General features: G+C 73.5%; 14 protein-coding genes and 1 riboswitch. Of the genes, 10 read left to right on the forward strand and 4 right to left on the reverse strand.

The features are described from left to right. Positions 1-59 precede the first annotated feature (59 nt). Genes FHX73_RS22850 through FHX73_RS22870 form a run of 5 tightly spaced genes read left to right on the forward strand, consistent with a single transcriptional unit; the run spans position 60 to position 6294 of the window. Positions 60-1193 carry a sedoheptulose 7-phosphate cyclase gene (locus tag FHX73_RS22850; RefSeq protein WP_246213664.1) on the forward strand — a complete coding sequence of 378 codons (1134 nt, stop codon included), beginning with the start codon at positions 60-62 and terminating at the stop codon, positions 1191-1193. Continuing rightward, the gene (locus tag FHX73_RS22855) at positions 1180-2331 is read left to right on the forward strand and encodes an MDR/zinc-dependent alcohol dehydrogenase-like family protein (RefSeq protein WP_145906783.1); all 1152 of its coding nucleotides are present in this window, start codon (positions 1180-1182) and stop codon (positions 2329-2331) included. The genes FHX73_RS22850 and FHX73_RS22855 overlap by 14 nt, the downstream gene beginning before the upstream one ends. Beyond that, entirely contained in the window at positions 2328-3602 is a 1275-nt protein-coding gene (locus FHX73_RS22860) for a DegT/DnrJ/EryC1/StrS family aminotransferase (protein ID WP_145906784.1), read from the forward strand. Before FHX73_RS22855 ends, FHX73_RS22860 begins: the two co-directional genes overlap by 4 nt. Then, a complete protein-coding gene (locus FHX73_RS22865) occupies positions 3599-4996 on the forward strand; it encodes a condensation domain-containing protein (RefSeq protein ID WP_145906785.1) in 1398 nt (465 codons plus the stop codon). The genes FHX73_RS22860 and FHX73_RS22865 overlap by 4 nt, the downstream gene beginning before the upstream one ends. Then, a complete protein-coding gene (locus FHX73_RS22870; RefSeq protein ID WP_145906786.1) occupies positions 4993-6294 on the forward strand; it encodes an MFS transporter in 1302 nt (433 codons plus the stop codon). The genes FHX73_RS22865 and FHX73_RS22870 overlap by 4 nt, the downstream gene beginning before the upstream one ends. Positions 6295-6368: 74 nt before the next feature. Here the strand turns inward: FHX73_RS22870 and FHX73_RS22875 are convergent, their stop codons facing one another. Together FHX73_RS22875 and FHX73_RS22880 are read right to left on the reverse strand one after the other, a co-directional pair. Continuing rightward, entirely contained in the window at positions 6369-8177 is a 1809-nt protein-coding gene (locus tag FHX73_RS22875) for a non-ribosomal peptide synthetase (RefSeq protein ID WP_170305003.1), read from the reverse strand. 73 nt (positions 8178-8250) lie between these two features. After that, positions 8251-9063: a leucyl/phenylalanyl-tRNA--protein transferase gene (locus tag FHX73_RS22880; protein WP_145906788.1), complete on the reverse strand. Its 813-nt coding sequence runs from the start codon at positions 9061-9063 to the stop codon at positions 8251-8253. A gap of 455 nt (positions 9064-9518) precedes the next feature. Continuing rightward, positions 9519-9586, forward strand: a riboswitch (guanidine-III (ykkC-III) riboswitch). A gap of 12 nt (positions 9587-9598) precedes the next feature. On the opposite strand from FHX73_RS22880, the gene FHX73_RS22885 reads away from it, so the two are divergent. Beyond that, positions 9599-10453: an MBL fold metallo-hydrolase gene (locus FHX73_RS22885; protein WP_246213665.1), complete on the forward strand. Its 855-nt coding sequence runs from the start codon at positions 9599-9601 to the stop codon at positions 10451-10453. Here FHX73_RS22885 and FHX73_RS22890 read toward each other — a convergent pair. Beyond that, positions 10446-10679, reverse strand: a complete 234-nt coding sequence (locus tag FHX73_RS22890; RefSeq protein WP_246213666.1) for a hypothetical protein — start codon at positions 10677-10679, stop codon at positions 10446-10448. The two genes, FHX73_RS22885 and FHX73_RS22890, sit on opposite strands and share 8 nt — an antisense overlap. Before the next feature lie 152 nt (positions 10680-10831). Here FHX73_RS22890 and FHX73_RS22895 point away from each other — a divergent pair, with 152 nt between their 5' ends. Further along, positions 10832-13267 carry a helix-turn-helix domain-containing protein gene (locus FHX73_RS22895; RefSeq protein ID WP_145906790.1) on the forward strand — a complete coding sequence of 812 codons (2436 nt, stop codon included), beginning with the start codon at positions 10832-10834 and terminating at the stop codon, positions 13265-13267. A gap of 37 nt (positions 13268-13304) precedes the next feature. On the opposite strand, the gene FHX73_RS22900 is transcribed toward FHX73_RS22895, so the two are convergent. Then, the gene (locus tag FHX73_RS22900) at positions 13305-14753 is read right to left on the reverse strand and encodes a DUF4190 domain-containing protein (RefSeq protein ID WP_145906791.1); all 1449 of its coding nucleotides are present in this window, start codon (positions 14751-14753) and stop codon (positions 13305-13307) included. Between the two features lie 185 nt (positions 14754-14938). On the opposite strand from FHX73_RS22900, the gene FHX73_RS44865 reads away from it, so the two are divergent. The 3 genes from FHX73_RS44865 to FHX73_RS22910 all read left to right on the forward strand — a co-directional run bounded on the left by FHX73_RS44865 (position 14939) and on the right by FHX73_RS22910 (position 16307). Beyond that, positions 14939-15097: a hypothetical protein gene (locus FHX73_RS44865; RefSeq protein ID WP_170305004.1), complete on the forward strand. Its 159-nt coding sequence runs from the start codon at positions 14939-14941 to the stop codon at positions 15095-15097. 73 nt (positions 15098-15170) lie between these two features. Next, positions 15171-15890 (forward strand): class I SAM-dependent methyltransferase, encoded by a 720-nt coding sequence (locus FHX73_RS22905; protein WP_145908462.1) that lies wholly within the window; start codon positions 15171-15173, stop codon positions 15888-15890. Between the two features lie 51 nt (positions 15891-15941). After that, complete coding sequence (locus FHX73_RS22910) at positions 15942-16307, forward strand: bleomycin resistance protein (RefSeq protein WP_145906792.1); 366 nt, start codon at positions 15942-15944, stop codon at positions 16305-16307. Positions 16308-16369: the final 62 nt, after the last annotated feature.

Consider the following 16369-nt stretch of genomic DNA (forward strand, 5'->3'; position numbering starts at 1 on the left):
TCCTGTCACGAAACGAATTGCGGACGGCTGTCCGCGCGTACTTCTTATTGGGGGGAATTGTGTCCTGGGACGTCCGCTACCGCCACGTCTTCGAATACTCGATCCGGACCACCCAGGGAATATTCGATCCGGAGAACCGGACCCTGGCGGAACTCGCCGGCATGTCCGCCGACGCGAACCAGCTGCTGGTGGTCGACGAGGGGATGCACGCGCACTGGGGTGACCGGATCCGCGCGTACGCCCGGGCGCACGCGCCCCGGGCGCGGATCGTCACCATCGACGCGGTGGAGGAGCACAAGAGCGTCGAGGCGGTGCTGCGGATCGCCGCCGAGGCGGACGCGGCGAAGATCGTCCGTCGCTCGGCCCCGATCGTGGCGATCGGCGGCGGGGTGCTGACCGACATCGTGGGCCTGGCCGCGAGCGTCTACCGGCGCGGCACGCCGTACGTGCGGGTGCCGTCCACGCTGATCGGCATGGTGGACGCGGCCGTCGGCGCCAAGACCGCGGTCAACGCGCACGGCCACAAGAACCGCCTGGGCACCTACTACCCGGCGAGCTGGACCGTGATCGACACCGGGCTGCTCTCCACCGTGCCGATGCGGCACCTCGCCAACGGCGTCGCCGAGATCATCAAGATGGCGTTGGTCGGCGACCCCGAACTCTTCGAACTGCTCGCCGCCGACCCCGGACAGCTGCTGCGCGAGCGACTGCTGACCGCGCCCGGCCGGGAGATCATCGTCAAGTCGGTCGAGGGCATGCTGCGCGAGCTGGAGCCGAACCTGCTGGAGAAGGACCTGCGGCGGCTGGTCGACTTCGGCCACACCTTCAGCCCGGCGCTCGAACTGGCCGCGGACAGCGAGTTGTTGCACGGCGAGGCGGTGGCCGTCGACATGGCGCTGTGCACCGTGCTCGCCGCCGGACGGGGCCTGGTCCCCGCGGCCCTGCGCGACCGGATCCTGTGGCTGCTGCAGGCGTACGGTCTGCCGGTCACCGTCCCGTGGGCCACCGCCGATCTGCTCTGGGCGGGCTTCGAGGACTCGGTGCGGCACCGCGACGGTGCCCAGAACTTCGTGGTCCCGGTGGGATTCGGCCGCGCCGACTTCCTGCAGGACGTCACCCGCGACGAGGTGGTCGCGGCCTGGCAGGAGCTCCAGGAGCTCACCGCGGTGGAGAGCGCCCATGCCTACGTCTGAGGCCCTGGTGCGCGACGGCCTGGACTTCCGGGTCGTCCGCCGGGAGTACGACGCCGAGGACGGCGCGCTCCGGGCGCGCGTCCTGCGCACCGGCATCTGCGGGACGGACCGCCAGATCGCCCGACGGATCAGACCGGACAGCGCCGACGTGCTCGGGCACGAGGGGCTCGGCGAACTGACCGACCCGACGACCGGGCAGTCGCGCCACGTCGTCTTCAACCCGGTCAGCGAGGACGACCAGGACCACATCCTCGGGCACAGCTACGACGGACTGATGCAGCACCAGCTGACGATCGGTCCGGGATCGCTGCCCGAGGCCGGTCTGCTGCCCGCGCTGCCCGGGCTGCCGCTCGACCTCTCCTGCCTGGTCGAGCCGCTGGCGACGGCGGTGTACGCCTGGGACATCGTCAGGACCCGGACCGCCCCCGGGCGGGCGGTCGTGCTCGGAGCCGGGACGGCCGGGTTGCTGGTCGGCCTGGCCGGCGCCGTGGCCGGTGTCGAGGTGGAGATCCTCCACCGCCGTGCCGAACGGGCGGAGCACCTGCGGGCCCTCGGCCTCGCGGAGGGCCTGCCGCTGCGCTTCGGCACGGGCTCCCGGCTTCCGCACGGCGGTGCCGACTGCGCCTTCGTCTGCGTCCCCCGGGAGGGCGCCCAGCACGCCCTGGAGACCGCGTTCGAGCTGGTCGGGCCGGGCGGTGTGATCGACCTCTTCGGCGGCTTCGGCCCCGGCGACCGGCACCACCGCTGCCCCGGCACGGACCTCGGCGAGGTGCGGCGGCGCAACGTCTGCGGCCGACCGGTCCCACCCGCCCTGCAACCGGCCGGACCGGACGCAGGGGGCCCGCTGCTCACCGGCCACCGCGGCTCCAACGCCGAACACCTCCTGCGGGCGCAGCAGTTGCTGCTGGAGCACCAGGAGGTCTTCGCCAAGACGATCACTCGGGTGGTCTCCCTGCAACGGGCCGCCGCGGTGATGAACCGGATCGCGACCGGCGCCGGCGAGGGCCCCGGGGAGCAGATCAAGACGCTGGTGGACCTGACTTTGGAGGGTGACCGGGAACGGACCGTCGACCTGAGCGACACCGTGCCGCCGTCCGCCCCGAGCAAGCCGAACGAGAACGGAGTTGAGCAAGCATGACCGAACAGCTGGCCATCCTGGGCGGACCCAGGACGAACACCCGTGACTGGCCGATCTGGCCCCGGCCGGCCGCCGGCGCCCTGAAGGCACTGGACGACGTGCTGCACTCGGGCCGGTGGGCGGTCTCCGGCCCGTACCGCGAGCAGGAGGCCTACGAGCGCCGGTTCGCCCGCGCCTTCGCCGACTACGCCGGTGCCCGGCACTGCGTCCCGACGGCCAGCGGCACCGCCAGCCTGATGGTGGCACTGGAGGCCTGCGGTGTGGGCGCCGGTGACGAGGTCATCATCCCCGGCATCTCCTGGGCGGCCAACGTGTCGACCGTGGTGGGCGTCAACGCGGTGCCGGTCTTCGTCGACATCGACCCGGACACCTACTGCCTGGACCCGGTGGCCGTCGAGGCGGCCGTCACCAGCCGTACCAAGGCCATCGTGGTGGTCCACCTGTACAGCGCGCTGGCGGACCTGCGGGCGCTGCGCGCGGTCGCCGACAAGCACGGGCTGGCGCTGATCGAGGACGCGGCCCAGGCGCACGGCGCGGTCTACCGCGGTCGCGGCATCGGGACCTGGGGCGAGGTCGGTGCCTTCAGCATGCAGCACAGCAAGCTGCTCACCGCAGGGGAGGGCGGCGCGGCGATCACCAACGACCCCGAGCTCGCCCGGCGCATGGAGCTGCTGCGCGCCGACGGCCGCGCCTTCGCCCCCAGCACCCCGGGCTACGGCGAGATGGAGCTGGTCAACACCGCCGAACTGATGGGCAGCAACCGGTGCCTGTCGGAGTTCCAGGCTGCGGTCCTGCTGGAACAGCTCGACTCGCTGGACGCGGAGAACCGGACCCGGGCGCGGAACGCGGCCCGGCTCGACGCACTGCTGACCGAGCTGGGCCACCGGCCGCAGCAGACCTCGGAGGGCACCGACCGCCGCTCCTACTACGCCTACTGCGTGGCCCTGGACCCGGAGGTGACCGAGCGGGTCGAGCTGCGGGTGATCGCCGGCGCGCTCACCGCCGAGCTCGGCTTCCCGATCAAGCCGCCGTACCCGCCGCTGTACCGGACGCCGCTGTACGGCCCGCGCACCCGCCCCCGGTTCGCGATCAGCGAGGAGCACCTCGCCCGGATCGACCGGCGCGAGGTCGACCTGCCGGTCACCGAGCGGACCCAGCGGACGGTGCTGAACTTCCACCACGCGGCGCTGCTGGCCGACCCCGAGCAGATCGAGTCCATCGCCGCCGCGGTCGCCAAGGTGACGGCCAACCTCTCGGCGCTGAGCTCGTGACGGCAGCCACACGCCGGGCCGCGGTGCTGCACCGCGGCCCGGCGGCCCTCTCCCAGCAGCTGGAGCTGGAGCGCTGCCACGGGCGGCCCGACGAGGCGCCGCGGATGTTCAACGCCACCTACACGGTCGCCGGCCCGCTGGACCTCGAACGGCTGCGGGACGCGCTGGCCCGGGTCGTCGCGCGGCACTCGGCGCTGCGCACCTCGTTCGAGGTGGGGTCCGACGGCGTGTGGGCGCTCGTCCACGAGACGGCGCCGGTGCCGCTGCGGGTGGTCGAGCTCGCCGCGGACGCCGGCGCGGACCCCGGGACCGAGCTGGACCGGCTGATCGACGCCGAGTCGCGCCGCCCGCTCGACCGGTCGGCCGCGCCGTTGTTCCGGCTGCTGGTGGTCCGGACCGGCGCCGGATCCCATGTGCTGGTCTTCACCTTCGACCACGTGATCGCCGACGGCTACGCCCTGGACCTGTTCCTGCGGGACCTGTCGGCGGCCTACGCCACCGGCCCCGGGGTCGTCGACGGCCCGGCCGGGGCGCGGACCGAGAACGCCTTCCTGGAGTGGGCCGAGCAGCAGCGGCAGGAGATCGCGGCCGGTGAGTGGGCGGAGGCCGTGGACCACTGGCGCGCGGTCCTCGGCACCGGCCCGGCCGCCTCCTCCATCGCGCTGCCCGGTCACCGCGGCGGCGAGCGGCGGGAGCAGACGGCCGATCCGGCGGTGGAGTCCCGCTGCCGGCAGTTCCCGATCGGCACCGAGCTGGCGCGGGGGATCAACCGGTTCGCCCACGCCGAGCGGCTGACGGAGTACAGCGTGGGCCTGGCCGCGCTGAACGTCCTGGTGGCGACGCTGACCGGACTCGACCGAGTGACCGTCAACAGCACGTTCCTCAACCGGATGGACGACACCCAGCTGGCCACGGTCGGCTGGTACGCCTGCGGGATGTTCCCCAGCACCGACGTCGACCGCGCCCAGACCTTCGCCGAGTTCGCCGACACCACCCAGGAGGCCGTCGCCGAGGCGATCATGCACGCGGGGCTCCCGGCCGGCTACCTGCGGCGGCAGATCTGGACCGAGGGGTCGGCACAGGCACGGCCGCTGCCGATCGTCTACTTCATGTCCGGTGAGGACTGGGGGGCCGGCCTGGAACTGGCCGGCACCACGGTGGCGATCCGCGAGCAGGAGGAGGAGGTGGACACCTACGGGATCCAGTTCTGGATCACCCGGGACGCCACCGGCGGCCACCTGCACGTGCTGCACCTGGACAGCGAGTACCCGCCGGAGGCGGCCGACGCGCTGGGCCGGGCCTACCTGGACGCGCTGCGCCTGCTGCTCGACGAGCCGTCGCGCCCGCTGGCCGAGTCGATGCGGCTGATCGAGGGGGGGTTCACGGCGTCATGAAGGTGCGCATCCTGCTGACCGAGGTGCTGGGCGAGCGGTCGTTCCGCCGCCAGTACCTCGCCAGGGCGGTCTCCGCCTTCGGCACCGCGATGGCCCCGATCGGTCTGTCCTTCGCGATCCTCGACAGGGGCGGCAGCGCGGCGGACCTCGGCGTGGTGCTCACAGCCGGCTCGATCGCCATGATCACGCTGCTGCTGTTCGCGGGTGTCTGGGCGGACAAGTACCCGCGCAACCGGCTGATGGCGCTGGCCGACCTGGTCCGGGTGGTGTCCCAGGGCGCGCTGGCCGCGGCCATCCTGGCGGGGTGGACGAACCTCTGGTTCATCGCCGCCACCCAGGTGGTCTCCGGGGCCGCGAGCGGCCTCTTCTCCCCGGCGTCGAGCGGACTGACCGTGCTGACGGCCAAGCCGTCACGGCTGCAGGAGTCCAACTCGCTGCTGTCGACCACCAACACGGCGCTGGCCGCCGTCGGCCCGCTGGTCGCGGCAGTGCTGATCGGCACGGTCGGTCCGGGCTGGTGCCTGGCGGCGGACGCCGCCTCGTTCGCGCTCAGCGCGCTGTTCTGCTCCGGCATCGTGCTCCGTCCCCGCCCCGCCCGGCAGGACGGCGACGCGGCCGAGCCGGGCTTCCTCACCGAGCTCCGGCAGGGCTGGACCGAGGTCAGCACCCGAAGCTGGATCTGGTCGACCATCCTGGCCTGCGCGGCCTGGCAGGTGCTCTACTCCAGTTTCGTGGTCCTCGGACCGGCAGTGGCCAAGCAGAGCTTCGGCGGCGCCGGCGGCTGGGCCGCCGTGCTGACCGCGGTCAGCATCGGCAGCGCGCTCGGCGGGTTGCTCGGCTTCGTCTGGAAGCCCCGGCGGCCCATGCTGGTGAGCACCGCGGTGCAGGTGGGGCTGGTGCCGATGGTGCTGCTGGTCGCCGTGCGGGCCCCGCTGGTGCTGGTCCTGCTGACCGCGCTGCTGGCCGGCATCGCGCAGACCTACCCCGACCTGCTGTGGAAGCTGACGTTGCAACAGCACGTGCCGGAGGAGGCGATGTCCCGGGTCTCCTCCTACGACTGGCTCGGCTCGGTGGCGATGAACCCGCTCTCCTTCGTGCTCGCGGCCGCGCTGTCCTCGACCTTCGGCGTGGTGACGACCCTCACCGGGGCGGCGGTCATGCTGGTGGTGGTGACCGCTCTGGTGCTGCTGGTGCCGAGCATCCGCACCATCCGCCGGATCGAGACCGAGGAGCCGACCGAGGAGCCGACCGAGGACCGGGCACCCGGGGTGCCCGAGCCGGCCGGGCAGTCGGCCTGACCGTGCGTCGGCCGTCGACCCGGACCGAGGGGGCCCGCCCGCTGACCGCGGGCGGGCCCCCTCCGGTGCGTTCCTCAGCCCGAGGCGGTCACCAGCGCCTCGACCGCGGACGCGTAGTCGGTCAGCGAGTCGGCCTCGAAGATGGCCTTCACCGAGACCTTGACCCCGAACTCGCGGCGCACCTGCACCGTCAGTTTGGTCGCGGTCAGCGAGTCTCCGCCGAGGCCGAAGAAGCTGTCCCGGGGTCCGACCGACTCCAGGCCGAGCACTTGCTGCCACAGTGCGCCCAGGCGGTCCGCCGTGGTCGCCGGCAGCCCGGTCGCCGCCGCCCGGACGGGTCCGGCGGGCTCGGACGGGTCGATCATCGCGCGGACCGCGGCCCGGTCGGCCTTGCCGGTCGGACCCAGCGGCAGCTGGGGCACGACGTGCAGGCGCGGCCGGGCGGCAGCGGGCAACTGCTCCCGCAGGTGGCCCTCGACCGCATCCAGCGGCGCGCCGGACCGCTCCAGGACCACACCGGCGTGCAGCACGGTGGCACCGAGGGCGTCGGTGACGGGGAAGACGCAGGCCTGAGCCACGCCCGGCGCGGCCTCCAACGCCACGGTCACCTCGTTGAGTTCCACCCGGTACCCGCTGACCTGGACCTGCTCGTCCAGGCGGCCGTGGAACCCGAGCAGTCCGCGCTCGTCGATGCTGGCGCGGTCGCCGGTCCGGTACACCCGGCGCGGGATGCCGTCGGCGGGGGTGTAGGAGACGAAGCGGGATGCCGTCTGCTCCGGGTTGTTCAGGTAGCCAAGGGCCAACTGGGCTCCGGCGACGAGCAGTTCACCCTGCTCGCCGGCGGCGACCGGGCGCAGCCGGTCGTCGGCCAGGAACAGCTCGGTGCCGGGCACGGCCCGCCCGATCACCGGCCGCTCGCCGTCGGCCCGCAGATCCGCCCAGGTCACGTCGACGGTGCACTCGGTGGGTCCGTACATGTTGAGGATCCGCGGCCCCGGGATGTCCCGCAGCCGCTGCCACAGCTGGGCCGACACGGCCTCGCCGCCGAGCACCAGCAGCCCGAGCCCGGCGACGGCCTCGGCCCGGCCGGCCAGCAGCATGCTCTGCACCTGGGTCGGAGTGGCGTCGAGGACGTCGATCCGGTGGTGCACCAGCCAGTCGGCCATCGCCTCCGGGTCGCGACGGGTGGCGTCGTCCACCACCACGCCGGTTCGCCCGGCGGCCAGGGCCGCCAGGTCGGCGAAGAACGCGTCGGCCGAGATCGGGTTGTTGAACGCGACCCGGTCGAGCCGGCGTTCGCCGTCGCCCTCGCGGAACAGCAGGTCGCCGTGCACCCGGGTCATGGTCGCCAGGGCCCCGTGCGCCACCTCGACTCCCTTGGGGCGCCCGGTGGATCCGGAGGTGTAGATGACGTACGCCGGGTTCTCCGGGCCCGGTGCCGACCGGTGCGCGGGGACCGGGTCGTGCGCCGGCACGACGCCGGGAACCACCTCGACCGTCGGCACGGCCAGCTCGGCGAGCAGCGCGTCGGTCGCGTTCGCGGTGTCCACCACCGCAGCCCGGACGGCGGCGTCGGTCACCCGCCACCGCAGTTGCTCGCGCGGCAGCGCCGGATCCACCGGCACCACCACGGCGCCGGCCAGCACGGCGCCGAGCACGCCGATCGACGGCACGAGACCGCGATCGGCGAGCAGCAGCACCCGGTCCCCGCTGCGAATGCCCGTGTCGTCGAGTCGGGCGGCCAGTGACCGGGCCTGGTCGACGAACTCGCGGAACGTCAGGGAGGTGCCCGCGAATTCCAGGCAAACGGTGTCCGGGTGCTGTTCTGCCGAAGTCAGGACCAGGGATGTCCAGGCATCTTCCGAGGCCAGGGTGGAACTCACTTGCGTCTCCAGGGGATGGTGTGTGGGCAGCGGCCCGGAAGGCCGCGGCGAGTTTCGGCCGTCAAGCCGCCCACTAGTTCTTGCCGGACTGCTTGGAACGCGGCACGGAAACGGCGGCAGGGGCCAGTCGTGCGGCCGGTCGGCGGTCGGTGGAGAAAGCCACTCGCGCGTCGATGTCGCCGACCGTTCCCAGGTATTCCGTGCGGCTCTTCCAATGTGCGCCGAGGCTGCCGAGATAATGCTGGGGCCATTGCAGGTCGAGCAGCACGCCAGGATTCCCGGAGAGGCGGTCCTGGGCATCCGCGAAAGCGATTTTCCCGGCGTCGTTCACGGTGTGGAACGTCGAGTCGATGCTGAACACCGAACCGAAGGCGATGCCGAACACGCCGGCGATGAGTTCCGCGCCGGACCACACCTCGACGCTGTGGGCCCAGCCCTGCTCGTGAAGCTCCAGCAGTGCTGTCTTCAACGACCCCGTCAGCCACGGTGGTTGACGTTCGGCTGCACAGGCGTCGACCACCTGGGCGAACGCCGTGTCGGCCGTGGTGGTCCAGTCGTAGGTGTTGCGGAGCAGGCGCCGCAGGGTCTTCGACAGGTGCGCCTCGTTCGGCGCGATCACCGGACGGCTGTCCGGATTCCACCAGCGCGTCGCGTAGGGCCCCAGCGGGTGCTCGGTCGGCATGATCCTGATGTTCCCGGAATCCACCAGGTCGGAATACCTGACCTCGTTCTCCTCGGCGGTGTCCGGATCATCGGTCGGAAGCGGGTAGAAGCCATTCCGGTAGGCGTTCAGAAGTGATTGCGCCGATATGTTCCCGCCCATGACGCAGGGCTGCTCCGGAAGCGCCCGGTCGAGTTCGACGGCAGACCAGTCGTCCACTGGCACGACAGCAGCTTCTGTCGTCAAGACAGCCCCCCATGTGTACAACGTCACTCATCTTGCGAATCCGCCGGTCGGGCAGCTTTAGCATACCGAGGCGGCGGGCAGCTGAATCGTATAGGAACATGGAGCGTATGGGTAGCCGTCGACTGGTGGAGCCGATTTCGGCGGAGCGGGTGGCGATACCGCGACCATGGACGGTAAAGGTGTTCCTGATGGTCTGTCGGATTGCGTTTCCGGGTGATTCGAGCGGATCGGAAAGCAGGCGGGTGCGCGGCAGGGCGCGACGTCGCCGTGGGGCCGGCGTCGAGGGGCGACCGCCGGCGGACCAAATCGCAAGGACGGCATCGGATCTGACGGTTGATCGGATCGGTCTCCCGGCTGTCGTCGGCCGCGCTCCCCGGTGACCGGCGCTCCCCGCTCGACCGCTGCGGAGCGGACGGGCGGCGCCTATGATCGCCGAGGCGGCCCGTCCGGGCCCGCCCCGGACGAGATGTGCGCCGTACCCGGTCCGCCAAGACGACGCACGCGAGGAGTCGTCGTGGGCGCAGGGCAGGGCGGTACCGGTGGTGGGTTGGACGTGCGGTGGATCCACGGGTCGCCGTCGGCGAAGCACAACACCGACCCCGACATCCAGGTGCACGGGTACGACGAGCACACCGTCATCCTGCGGCAGAACAAGGCGGTCGACTACGAGGCACCGTTCCTCTTCCTGCTGTTCGGGCAGGAGCGGGCGGTGCTGATCGACACCGGGGCGACCGCGTCCCCCGAGTACTTCCCGCTGCGGCGGGTGGTGGACGGGCTGGTCGAGGACTGGCTCGCCCGGCATCCGCGCGACGGGTACCGGCTGCTCGTGGTCCACACCCACGCGCACGGGGACCACGTGGCCGGCGACGGCCAGTTCGCCGACCGGGCGGACACCACCGTGGTGCCGGCCGACCGTGCGAGCGCGTTCGCCTTCTTCGGGTTCAGCGCGGCGGACCCGGAGGCCGTGGTGCGGCTCGACCTCGGCGGGCGGGTGCTGGAGTGCCTGGCCACGCCCGGGCACCACGAGGCGGCGGTCACCTTCCACGACCCGCGCACGGGGTTCCTGCTCACCGGCGACACCGTGTACCCGGGCCGGCTCTACATCGACGACCGGGCCGCGTTCGCCCGCACCATCGAGCGGCTGATCGAGTTCTGCGAGCAGCGCCCCGTCAGCCACCTGCTCGGCTGCCACATCGAGATGACCACCGAGCCCGGCGTGGACTACCCGATCCGCACCACCTACCAGCCCGATGAGCCGCCGCTCCAGCTGACGGTCCGCCACCTGCACGAGATCCGCGCGGCCCTCGCCGGGGCGGGCGACGGGCCGGGCCGCCACGTGCTGCCGGACCTGATCCTGGTCGTCAACTGACGGTGCCGCAGGCGGCCGCCAGCAGGGCGAGGGCGAGCAGCAGCAGGCCCGCCCCGACGAGCAGCAGCACGGGCGCGGACGGTCTGCGAGTGCTCTCCAGGTGGCCGGTGGGCGGCACGCCGGGGTGCCGGGCGCGGTGGTGGTCGAGCAGGCGGCGCGCGCCCTCGGCCCGGGTGAGCCACGGCGTCCTGAAGCCGCACTCGCCGCACCAGTACCGGTCCGCCACGATCCCTCCCAAGTGCCCCGCCTGACGGGGTGTCAGCACCCGATGGTCGGCGTGCCACGGGGGGAAGGAACAGGTCAGCGCACCGGTCATCGCTGACCGGTGGCCGCGCTAGACTCCCTGCGACCTGACGGGGGAACAGAGGGGGCACGGGGGTGCTTGAGCAACTCGGCCCGCTGGTACGGCGGATGCGCACGGACGCTCGACTGACGCAGGAGAAGCTGGCGGAGCTGTCCGCAGTGAGCGTCAGCACCATCCGCCGGGTGGAGACCGGGCGCGCCGCCGACCTGCGGCTGAGCACGCTCAACCAGCTCGCCGAGGCGCTGAACGCCAGCCCCGAGGACACCCGGCGGCTGGCGGCCGCGCTGGCGGGCGTCGCGTGGGAGCCGGAGGGCCGGCCCGCGCCCGGAACACCCGCCCCCGCCCCCGCGTCCGGCCCGCCCGCGCCGCAGCTGCGGCCGGAGCTCGCCGGGCCCGCCGCCGAACTGGCCCGCGAGGTGCGGCGGCGGCTGCGGCGCGAGGAGGAGCAGCGCCGGGTGCACGACCCGTTCGTGCTGCCGGTGCGCTGGGAGCTCGCGCCGCCGGAGCTGAGCGACCTGCCGGAGAACGTGCTGCTCGTCCCGCCCGGCGGCGCGGTGCCGGAACTCGACCTGGCGGGCGAGGTGGGCCGGGTCGCCGAGGTCTACCGGCGGGTCTCCTCCGGGCGGCTGGTGGTGCTCGGCCCGGCCGGCTCCGGCAAGTCGGTGCTCGCGATCCGGCTCGCCCTCGACCTGCTGGAGGCCGGGCCCGAGTGCCCCGAGCGGGTGCCGGTGATCTTCAGCCTCGGCTCCTGGGACCCGACCGTGCTCTCCCTGCGCGACTGGCTGACCGACCTGCTGCTGCGCGACCACCCGCGGCTCGCCGCCCGGGCCGCCAACGGTGCGACCCTGGCGGCCGAACTGGTCCACTCGGAAGCCGTGCTGCCGGTGCTGGACGGCTTCGACGAGATCGCCGAGGGTCTGCGGACCACGGTGCTGGCCAAGCTCAACGAGACCCGGCTGCCGCTGGTGCTGACCAGCCGCGCGGAGCAGTTCACCGAGGCGGCCGGGCCGGGACGGGCGCCGCTGCTGCTGGCCGCGGCGATCGAGCTGTCCGAGCTGACCGTGGCCGACCTCGCGCACTACCTGCCCCGGACGGCCCGCGGCACCGCGCGCCCCGGAGGCGCGGACCCGGTCTGGCAGGACGTGCTGGCCCGACTCGACGCCGCGTCAGCCGAGGCGGCCGAGGCGGCCGAGTCAGCCGAACATGCCGAGCCTGGTGGTCCGGCCGCCCGCCTCGCCGACGTGCTCCGCACGCCGCTGATGGTGATCCTGGCGCGGACCATGTACAGCGAGTCGGCGGACCGCGATCCGATCGAACTGCTGGACCCGGACCGCTTCCCGACCCGGCACGCGCTGGAGGAGCACCTGCTGGCCGGCTTCGTGCCGACGCTCTACCGGGACCGGGTGCCCGACCGGGCGCCGGACGGCCGGCGGGGGCCGGCGCGGCGGTGGGGCGCCGAGCGCGCGCAGCGCTGGCTCGGACACCTCGCCCAGCACCTGGTCGGCCAGGAGCACGACCAGCGCGACCTCGCCTGGTGGCGGCTGGCCGCCTCGCTGCGCCGCTCGACCCGGGTGCTGGCGGTGGCGGTCACCTGCGCGGTGGCGATCAGCTGCAGCGACTGGCTGGTCGGCCTGGTGGCCTCCCCGGACGGCATCGGCCAGGTGCTGCTGGACGGCGCGCTGATCGGACCAGTGGTCGGCGTGGCGTTCGCGGCGATGTACGCGGTGCTGATCACCTTCCAGGGCGGGCTGGTCAGACCGACCCAGGTGCGGCTGGGCCGGCCCCGCCTGCGGGGGCGGGCGGCGCGCAGCTCGCTGCGGGCGATCGGGGCGCGGTTCTGGGCGGTGCTGCTGGGCGGCTTCGTGATGGGCGCGGGCGTCGCCGCCGCCACCACCCTGGAGCGCTGGCTGTTCGACGGGCTGCCGATCACCGATCCGCGGGTGCTGGAGGGCACCGCCGTCAACGTGCTCGGCTTCGGGCTGATCCTCGGCTCGGCCACCGGGCTGGCGGTCGCGGTGGTGACCGCGCTGGAGAGCCCGCTGGACACCAACGCGGCCGCCTCGCCGGCCGGTCTGCTGGCGGCCAACCGCAGCACGGTCCGGCGCCAACTGCTCTGCCTGGTACCGACCCTGACGCTCTCGATCTGCTTCGGCGGGTTCCCGGTGGCGGACCTGCTGCAGCCGGTGTTCGGCCCGATGACCTGGGACCTGCCGGACGGCCTGATGCTCGGCGCGATCGGCGGCCTCGGGGGGTCGCTGGCCTACGTGCTCGCCTTCACCGCCTGGGGCCAGTGGGTCGTCTTCTGCCGGATCTGGCTCCCCGTCACCGGCCGGTTGCCGCGCGACCCGGCCGCGTTCCTCGACGACGCCTACCAGCGCGGTGTGCTGCGGCAGACCGGCGCCGTGCACCAGTTCCGGCACCTGCGCCTGCAGCACCACCTCGCCCGCACCCACCGGGAGAGCCGGTCGCGCTACGTGCCGGTCACCTTCGGGGCGCCCGAGCAGGGCTGAGGGCCCGCCGGGCTGAGGCCGGCGGGCCGACGCGGTGTCAGACGGAGCCCGGCGCCGGGGCGCTGCTCGCACCACCGCTCGCGCCGCCGCCACCTGAGCCGCCACCGTCACCGCTGCCGCCTCCGCTGCCGCTGCCGTCACCCGGCAGGTCCGGGACGGCGGGGTCGGGTGCGGTCGCCGTGTCGTGGTCGGTGAGCGAGAAGGCGGTGCGGGCGGCGGTCTCGGCGACCAGCGGGTTGTCGGCCCGCACGGCCTGCCGGTAGGCCCCGACCGGGTCGTCGGTGTTGTCGGCCGCGGCGGTCCAGACGGGCTGGTCGGCCTGGAGGGTGCTGGTCAGGGCGGCGATGCCGTCCTTCGCGGCGCCCGACCACTGGGTGCTGCCGATCGCGGTCAGCGCGCCGCCGATGCCGTCGGCGATGCCCTGCGCGGTGGCACTGGCCTGGGCCGGGTCGGTCACCTGGATGGCCAGCGCCTTCTGCCGGAGCTCCAGGTGGCTCAGCACCGTCAGCAGGTTCTGCTGGTCCTGCGTCAGGGTGGTGCCGTCCAGGCGCACCGAGCCCTTGCCCGGGCCGCTCGCCCTGTGCAGGAAGCAGACGGCCAGGTGGCCGCTGCGGTCCCAGGTGGCCGGGGAGTCGGGGTAGAGGAAGCGGATCTGGTAGGAGCCGCCGAGCACGTCCCGGGCCCACGGGTCGGTGACGTAGGTGTGCTCGGTGGTCGAGCAGTCCAGGGACGCCTGCCGGTAGGTGTCCCGCAGGCCCGGGTAGCCGGAGCCGCCGGCCAGCGGGGCGGTGCTGAACACCTCGCCGTAGTGCGGCTGGGCGCAGTCCACGGGGGTGCGCGCGGCGCCGCTGTCACCGGTGGCCTCGTTGAAGCAGGTACCGGGCTTCCAGGCGAAGACGCCGCTCGGGCCGGCGGCCGGGGCCGCTGCGCTCGGGCCGCCGGGCGCGGACAGGCCCGGTGCGGACGGGCCCGGCGCGCCGGAGCCGGTGCGGACGTAGAAGTGGAACCCGCCGGTCGCCATCACGACCACGGTGCAGAGCAGTCCGATTGTCCCGAGCACCAACCCGGCCACGGCCAGGCCGCGCCCGCGCTCGTGCTGGTGCCGCGGCTTGCCCAACTGGCTGAGCGCGCCGACGCCCAGGCCGATGGCGACCGGCCAGAGGCAGCAGATGATGCCGGTGACGAGGGAGCCGATGGCCAGCCCGTTGGTGCGCGACGGGGCCGGGTGGCCGAAGCCCGGCGCGCCGGGGTAGGGCGAACTGGGGTAGGGCGAACCGTACGGCGCGGCAGGGGGCGTGGCGTAGGGATTGGGCGCACCGCCGGCCGGGGGCGTCACGTCCCACAGCGCCGCGTCCTGCGGCGTCCCGTCCTGCACCGGCACGTCCTGCACCGGCACGTCCTGCACCGGCACGTCCTGCACCGGCACGTCCTGTGCCGGTGCGTGCTCCGGTTCCTCGTCCCGCGGTGTCCCGGTCGAGTCCGTCATACCCCTGCCCCCCAGTGCACTGCCCCGCCGCCGCTCGTTTGCGGACGGACTCTAGCGGACCCGTGAAGATCCCTTCACGGCAGGTGGCCCGCCCCTCGGCGGCCCGCAGGCGCCGGTAGCCGACGAACCGTCAGGTACTACTGTGGGCAGCTCGTTCCCGCACCACCGGCGAGGAGGAGACCGCAATGGAGCCGTTCCCCCAGCACCCGCCCTACGAGCAGGGGTTGCTCGACGTCGGCGACGGCAACCGCATCCACGACTCCGGTCACGCCGGCAGCCCGACGATGCGGGAGACCGTGATGGCGGCCGTCGCCCGGTTCGGCGCCGAGCGGGCGGGCCGGTAGCGTGACCGCCACCTCCCAACCCGCGGGTTCGCCGCGCGAGTTCTACGACCGGCTGGCCGGCGACTACCACTTGATGTTCCGTGACTGGGACGCGAGCATCGCCCACCAGGCCGAGGTGCTGGGCGCCCTGGTGCGGCAGCAGCTCGGCGAGGGGCCGCACACCGTGCTGGACTGCTCGTGCGGGATCGGCACCCAGGCGATCGGGCTCGCCCTCGCCGGGCACCGCGTGGTGGCCGGCGACCTGAGCCCGGTGGCCGCGGCCCGGGCCCGCACCGAGGCCGCCGGGCGCGGCGCGCGGCTGCCGGCCCTCGCCGCGGACATGCGCCGACTCCCGTTCCGTGCCGGTCAGTTCGACGTCGTGCTGAGCGCGGACAACTCGCTGCCGCACCTGCTGACCGCCGACGACGTGCGCGCGGCGCTGGCCCAACTGCGCCGGGTGCTCCGGGAGGACGGCCTGCTGCTGCTCACCGTGCGGGACTACGACGAGCTGCGCCGCACCCGGCCGACCTCGACCCCGCCCCAGGTCGCGGGCACGGGCGACAACCAGACGATCACCTTCCAGCTCTGGCAGTGGCACGAGGACGGCGAGCGCTACGACCTGGAGCACTTCCAGCTGCTCCCGAACGGCACCGGCTGGGACACCCGGGTCCGCCGGACCACCTACTGGGCGCTGACCCGGGCGCAGTTGAGCGACTTCGCCGTGCAGGCGGGGTTCGAAGAACCGTGCTGGCTGGAACCCGCGGAGAGCGGGTACTACCAACCCGTGCTCACGGCCCGGGCAGCCTGCCTATGATCGAAAGCGTCTCCCACGGCGGGTGATCCGTGTTCGGGAAAGGTCGGTGGCATGGCCGAGGACGTCGTGTTCGAGCGCGTGGAGCCGGTGGTGCCGGTGCGTGACCTGGCGGCGGCGCTGGACCGCTACCGGCGGCTGGGGTTCACCGCGCGCGAGTACCAGGGCGACGCGCAGTACGGCTTCGCCAGTCGCGGCGGCGTCACCCTGCACCTCACCGAGTGGGCGGAGCACGACCCCGAGGTGGCGGGCGCCGTGGTCTACCTCTACGTCTCCGACGCCGACGCCGTGCACACCGAGTGGGCCGCCGCGGGCCTCCCCGGCCGGCTCACCGCGCCGCGGGACACCGACTACGGCCTGCGCGAGTTCGGCTACGTGGACCCGGACGGCACGCTGCACCGGGTCGGCTCACCCAGCTGAGCCCGCGCGGTCGGCAGGTGGCGCAGCGGCGGTCCGGGGCCGAAGCCCCGGACCGCCGCCGG

It is taken from the genome of Kitasatospora viridis (assembly GCF_007829815.1).
Taxonomy (GTDB): domain Bacteria; phylum Actinomycetota; class Actinomycetes; order Streptomycetales; family Streptomycetaceae; genus Kitasatospora; species Kitasatospora viridis.

Coding starts and splice junctions, on each gene's coding strand:
- FHX73_RS44865 (WP_170305004.1), top strand. CDS start 14,939: ATGGAGCCGTTCCCCCAGCACCCGCCCTACGAGCAGGGGTTGCTCGAC.
- FHX73_RS22855 (WP_145906783.1), top strand. CDS start 1,180: ATGCCTACGTCTGAGGCCCTGGTGCGCGACGGCCTGGACTTCCGGGTC.
- FHX73_RS22900 (WP_145906791.1), bottom strand. CDS start 14,753: ATGACGGACTCGACCGGGACACCGCGGGACGAGGAACCGGAGCACGCA.
- FHX73_RS22905 (WP_145908462.1), top strand. CDS start 15,171: ATGTTCCGTGACTGGGACGCGAGCATCGCCCACCAGGCCGAGGTGCTG.
- FHX73_RS22860 (WP_145906784.1), top strand. CDS start 2,328: ATGACCGAACAGCTGGCCATCCTGGGCGGACCCAGGACGAACACCCGT.
- FHX73_RS22910 (WP_145906792.1), top strand. CDS start 15,942: ATGGCCGAGGACGTCGTGTTCGAGCGCGTGGAGCCGGTGGTGCCGGTG.
- FHX73_RS22870 (WP_145906786.1), top strand. CDS start 4,993: ATGAAGGTGCGCATCCTGCTGACCGAGGTGCTGGGCGAGCGGTCGTTC.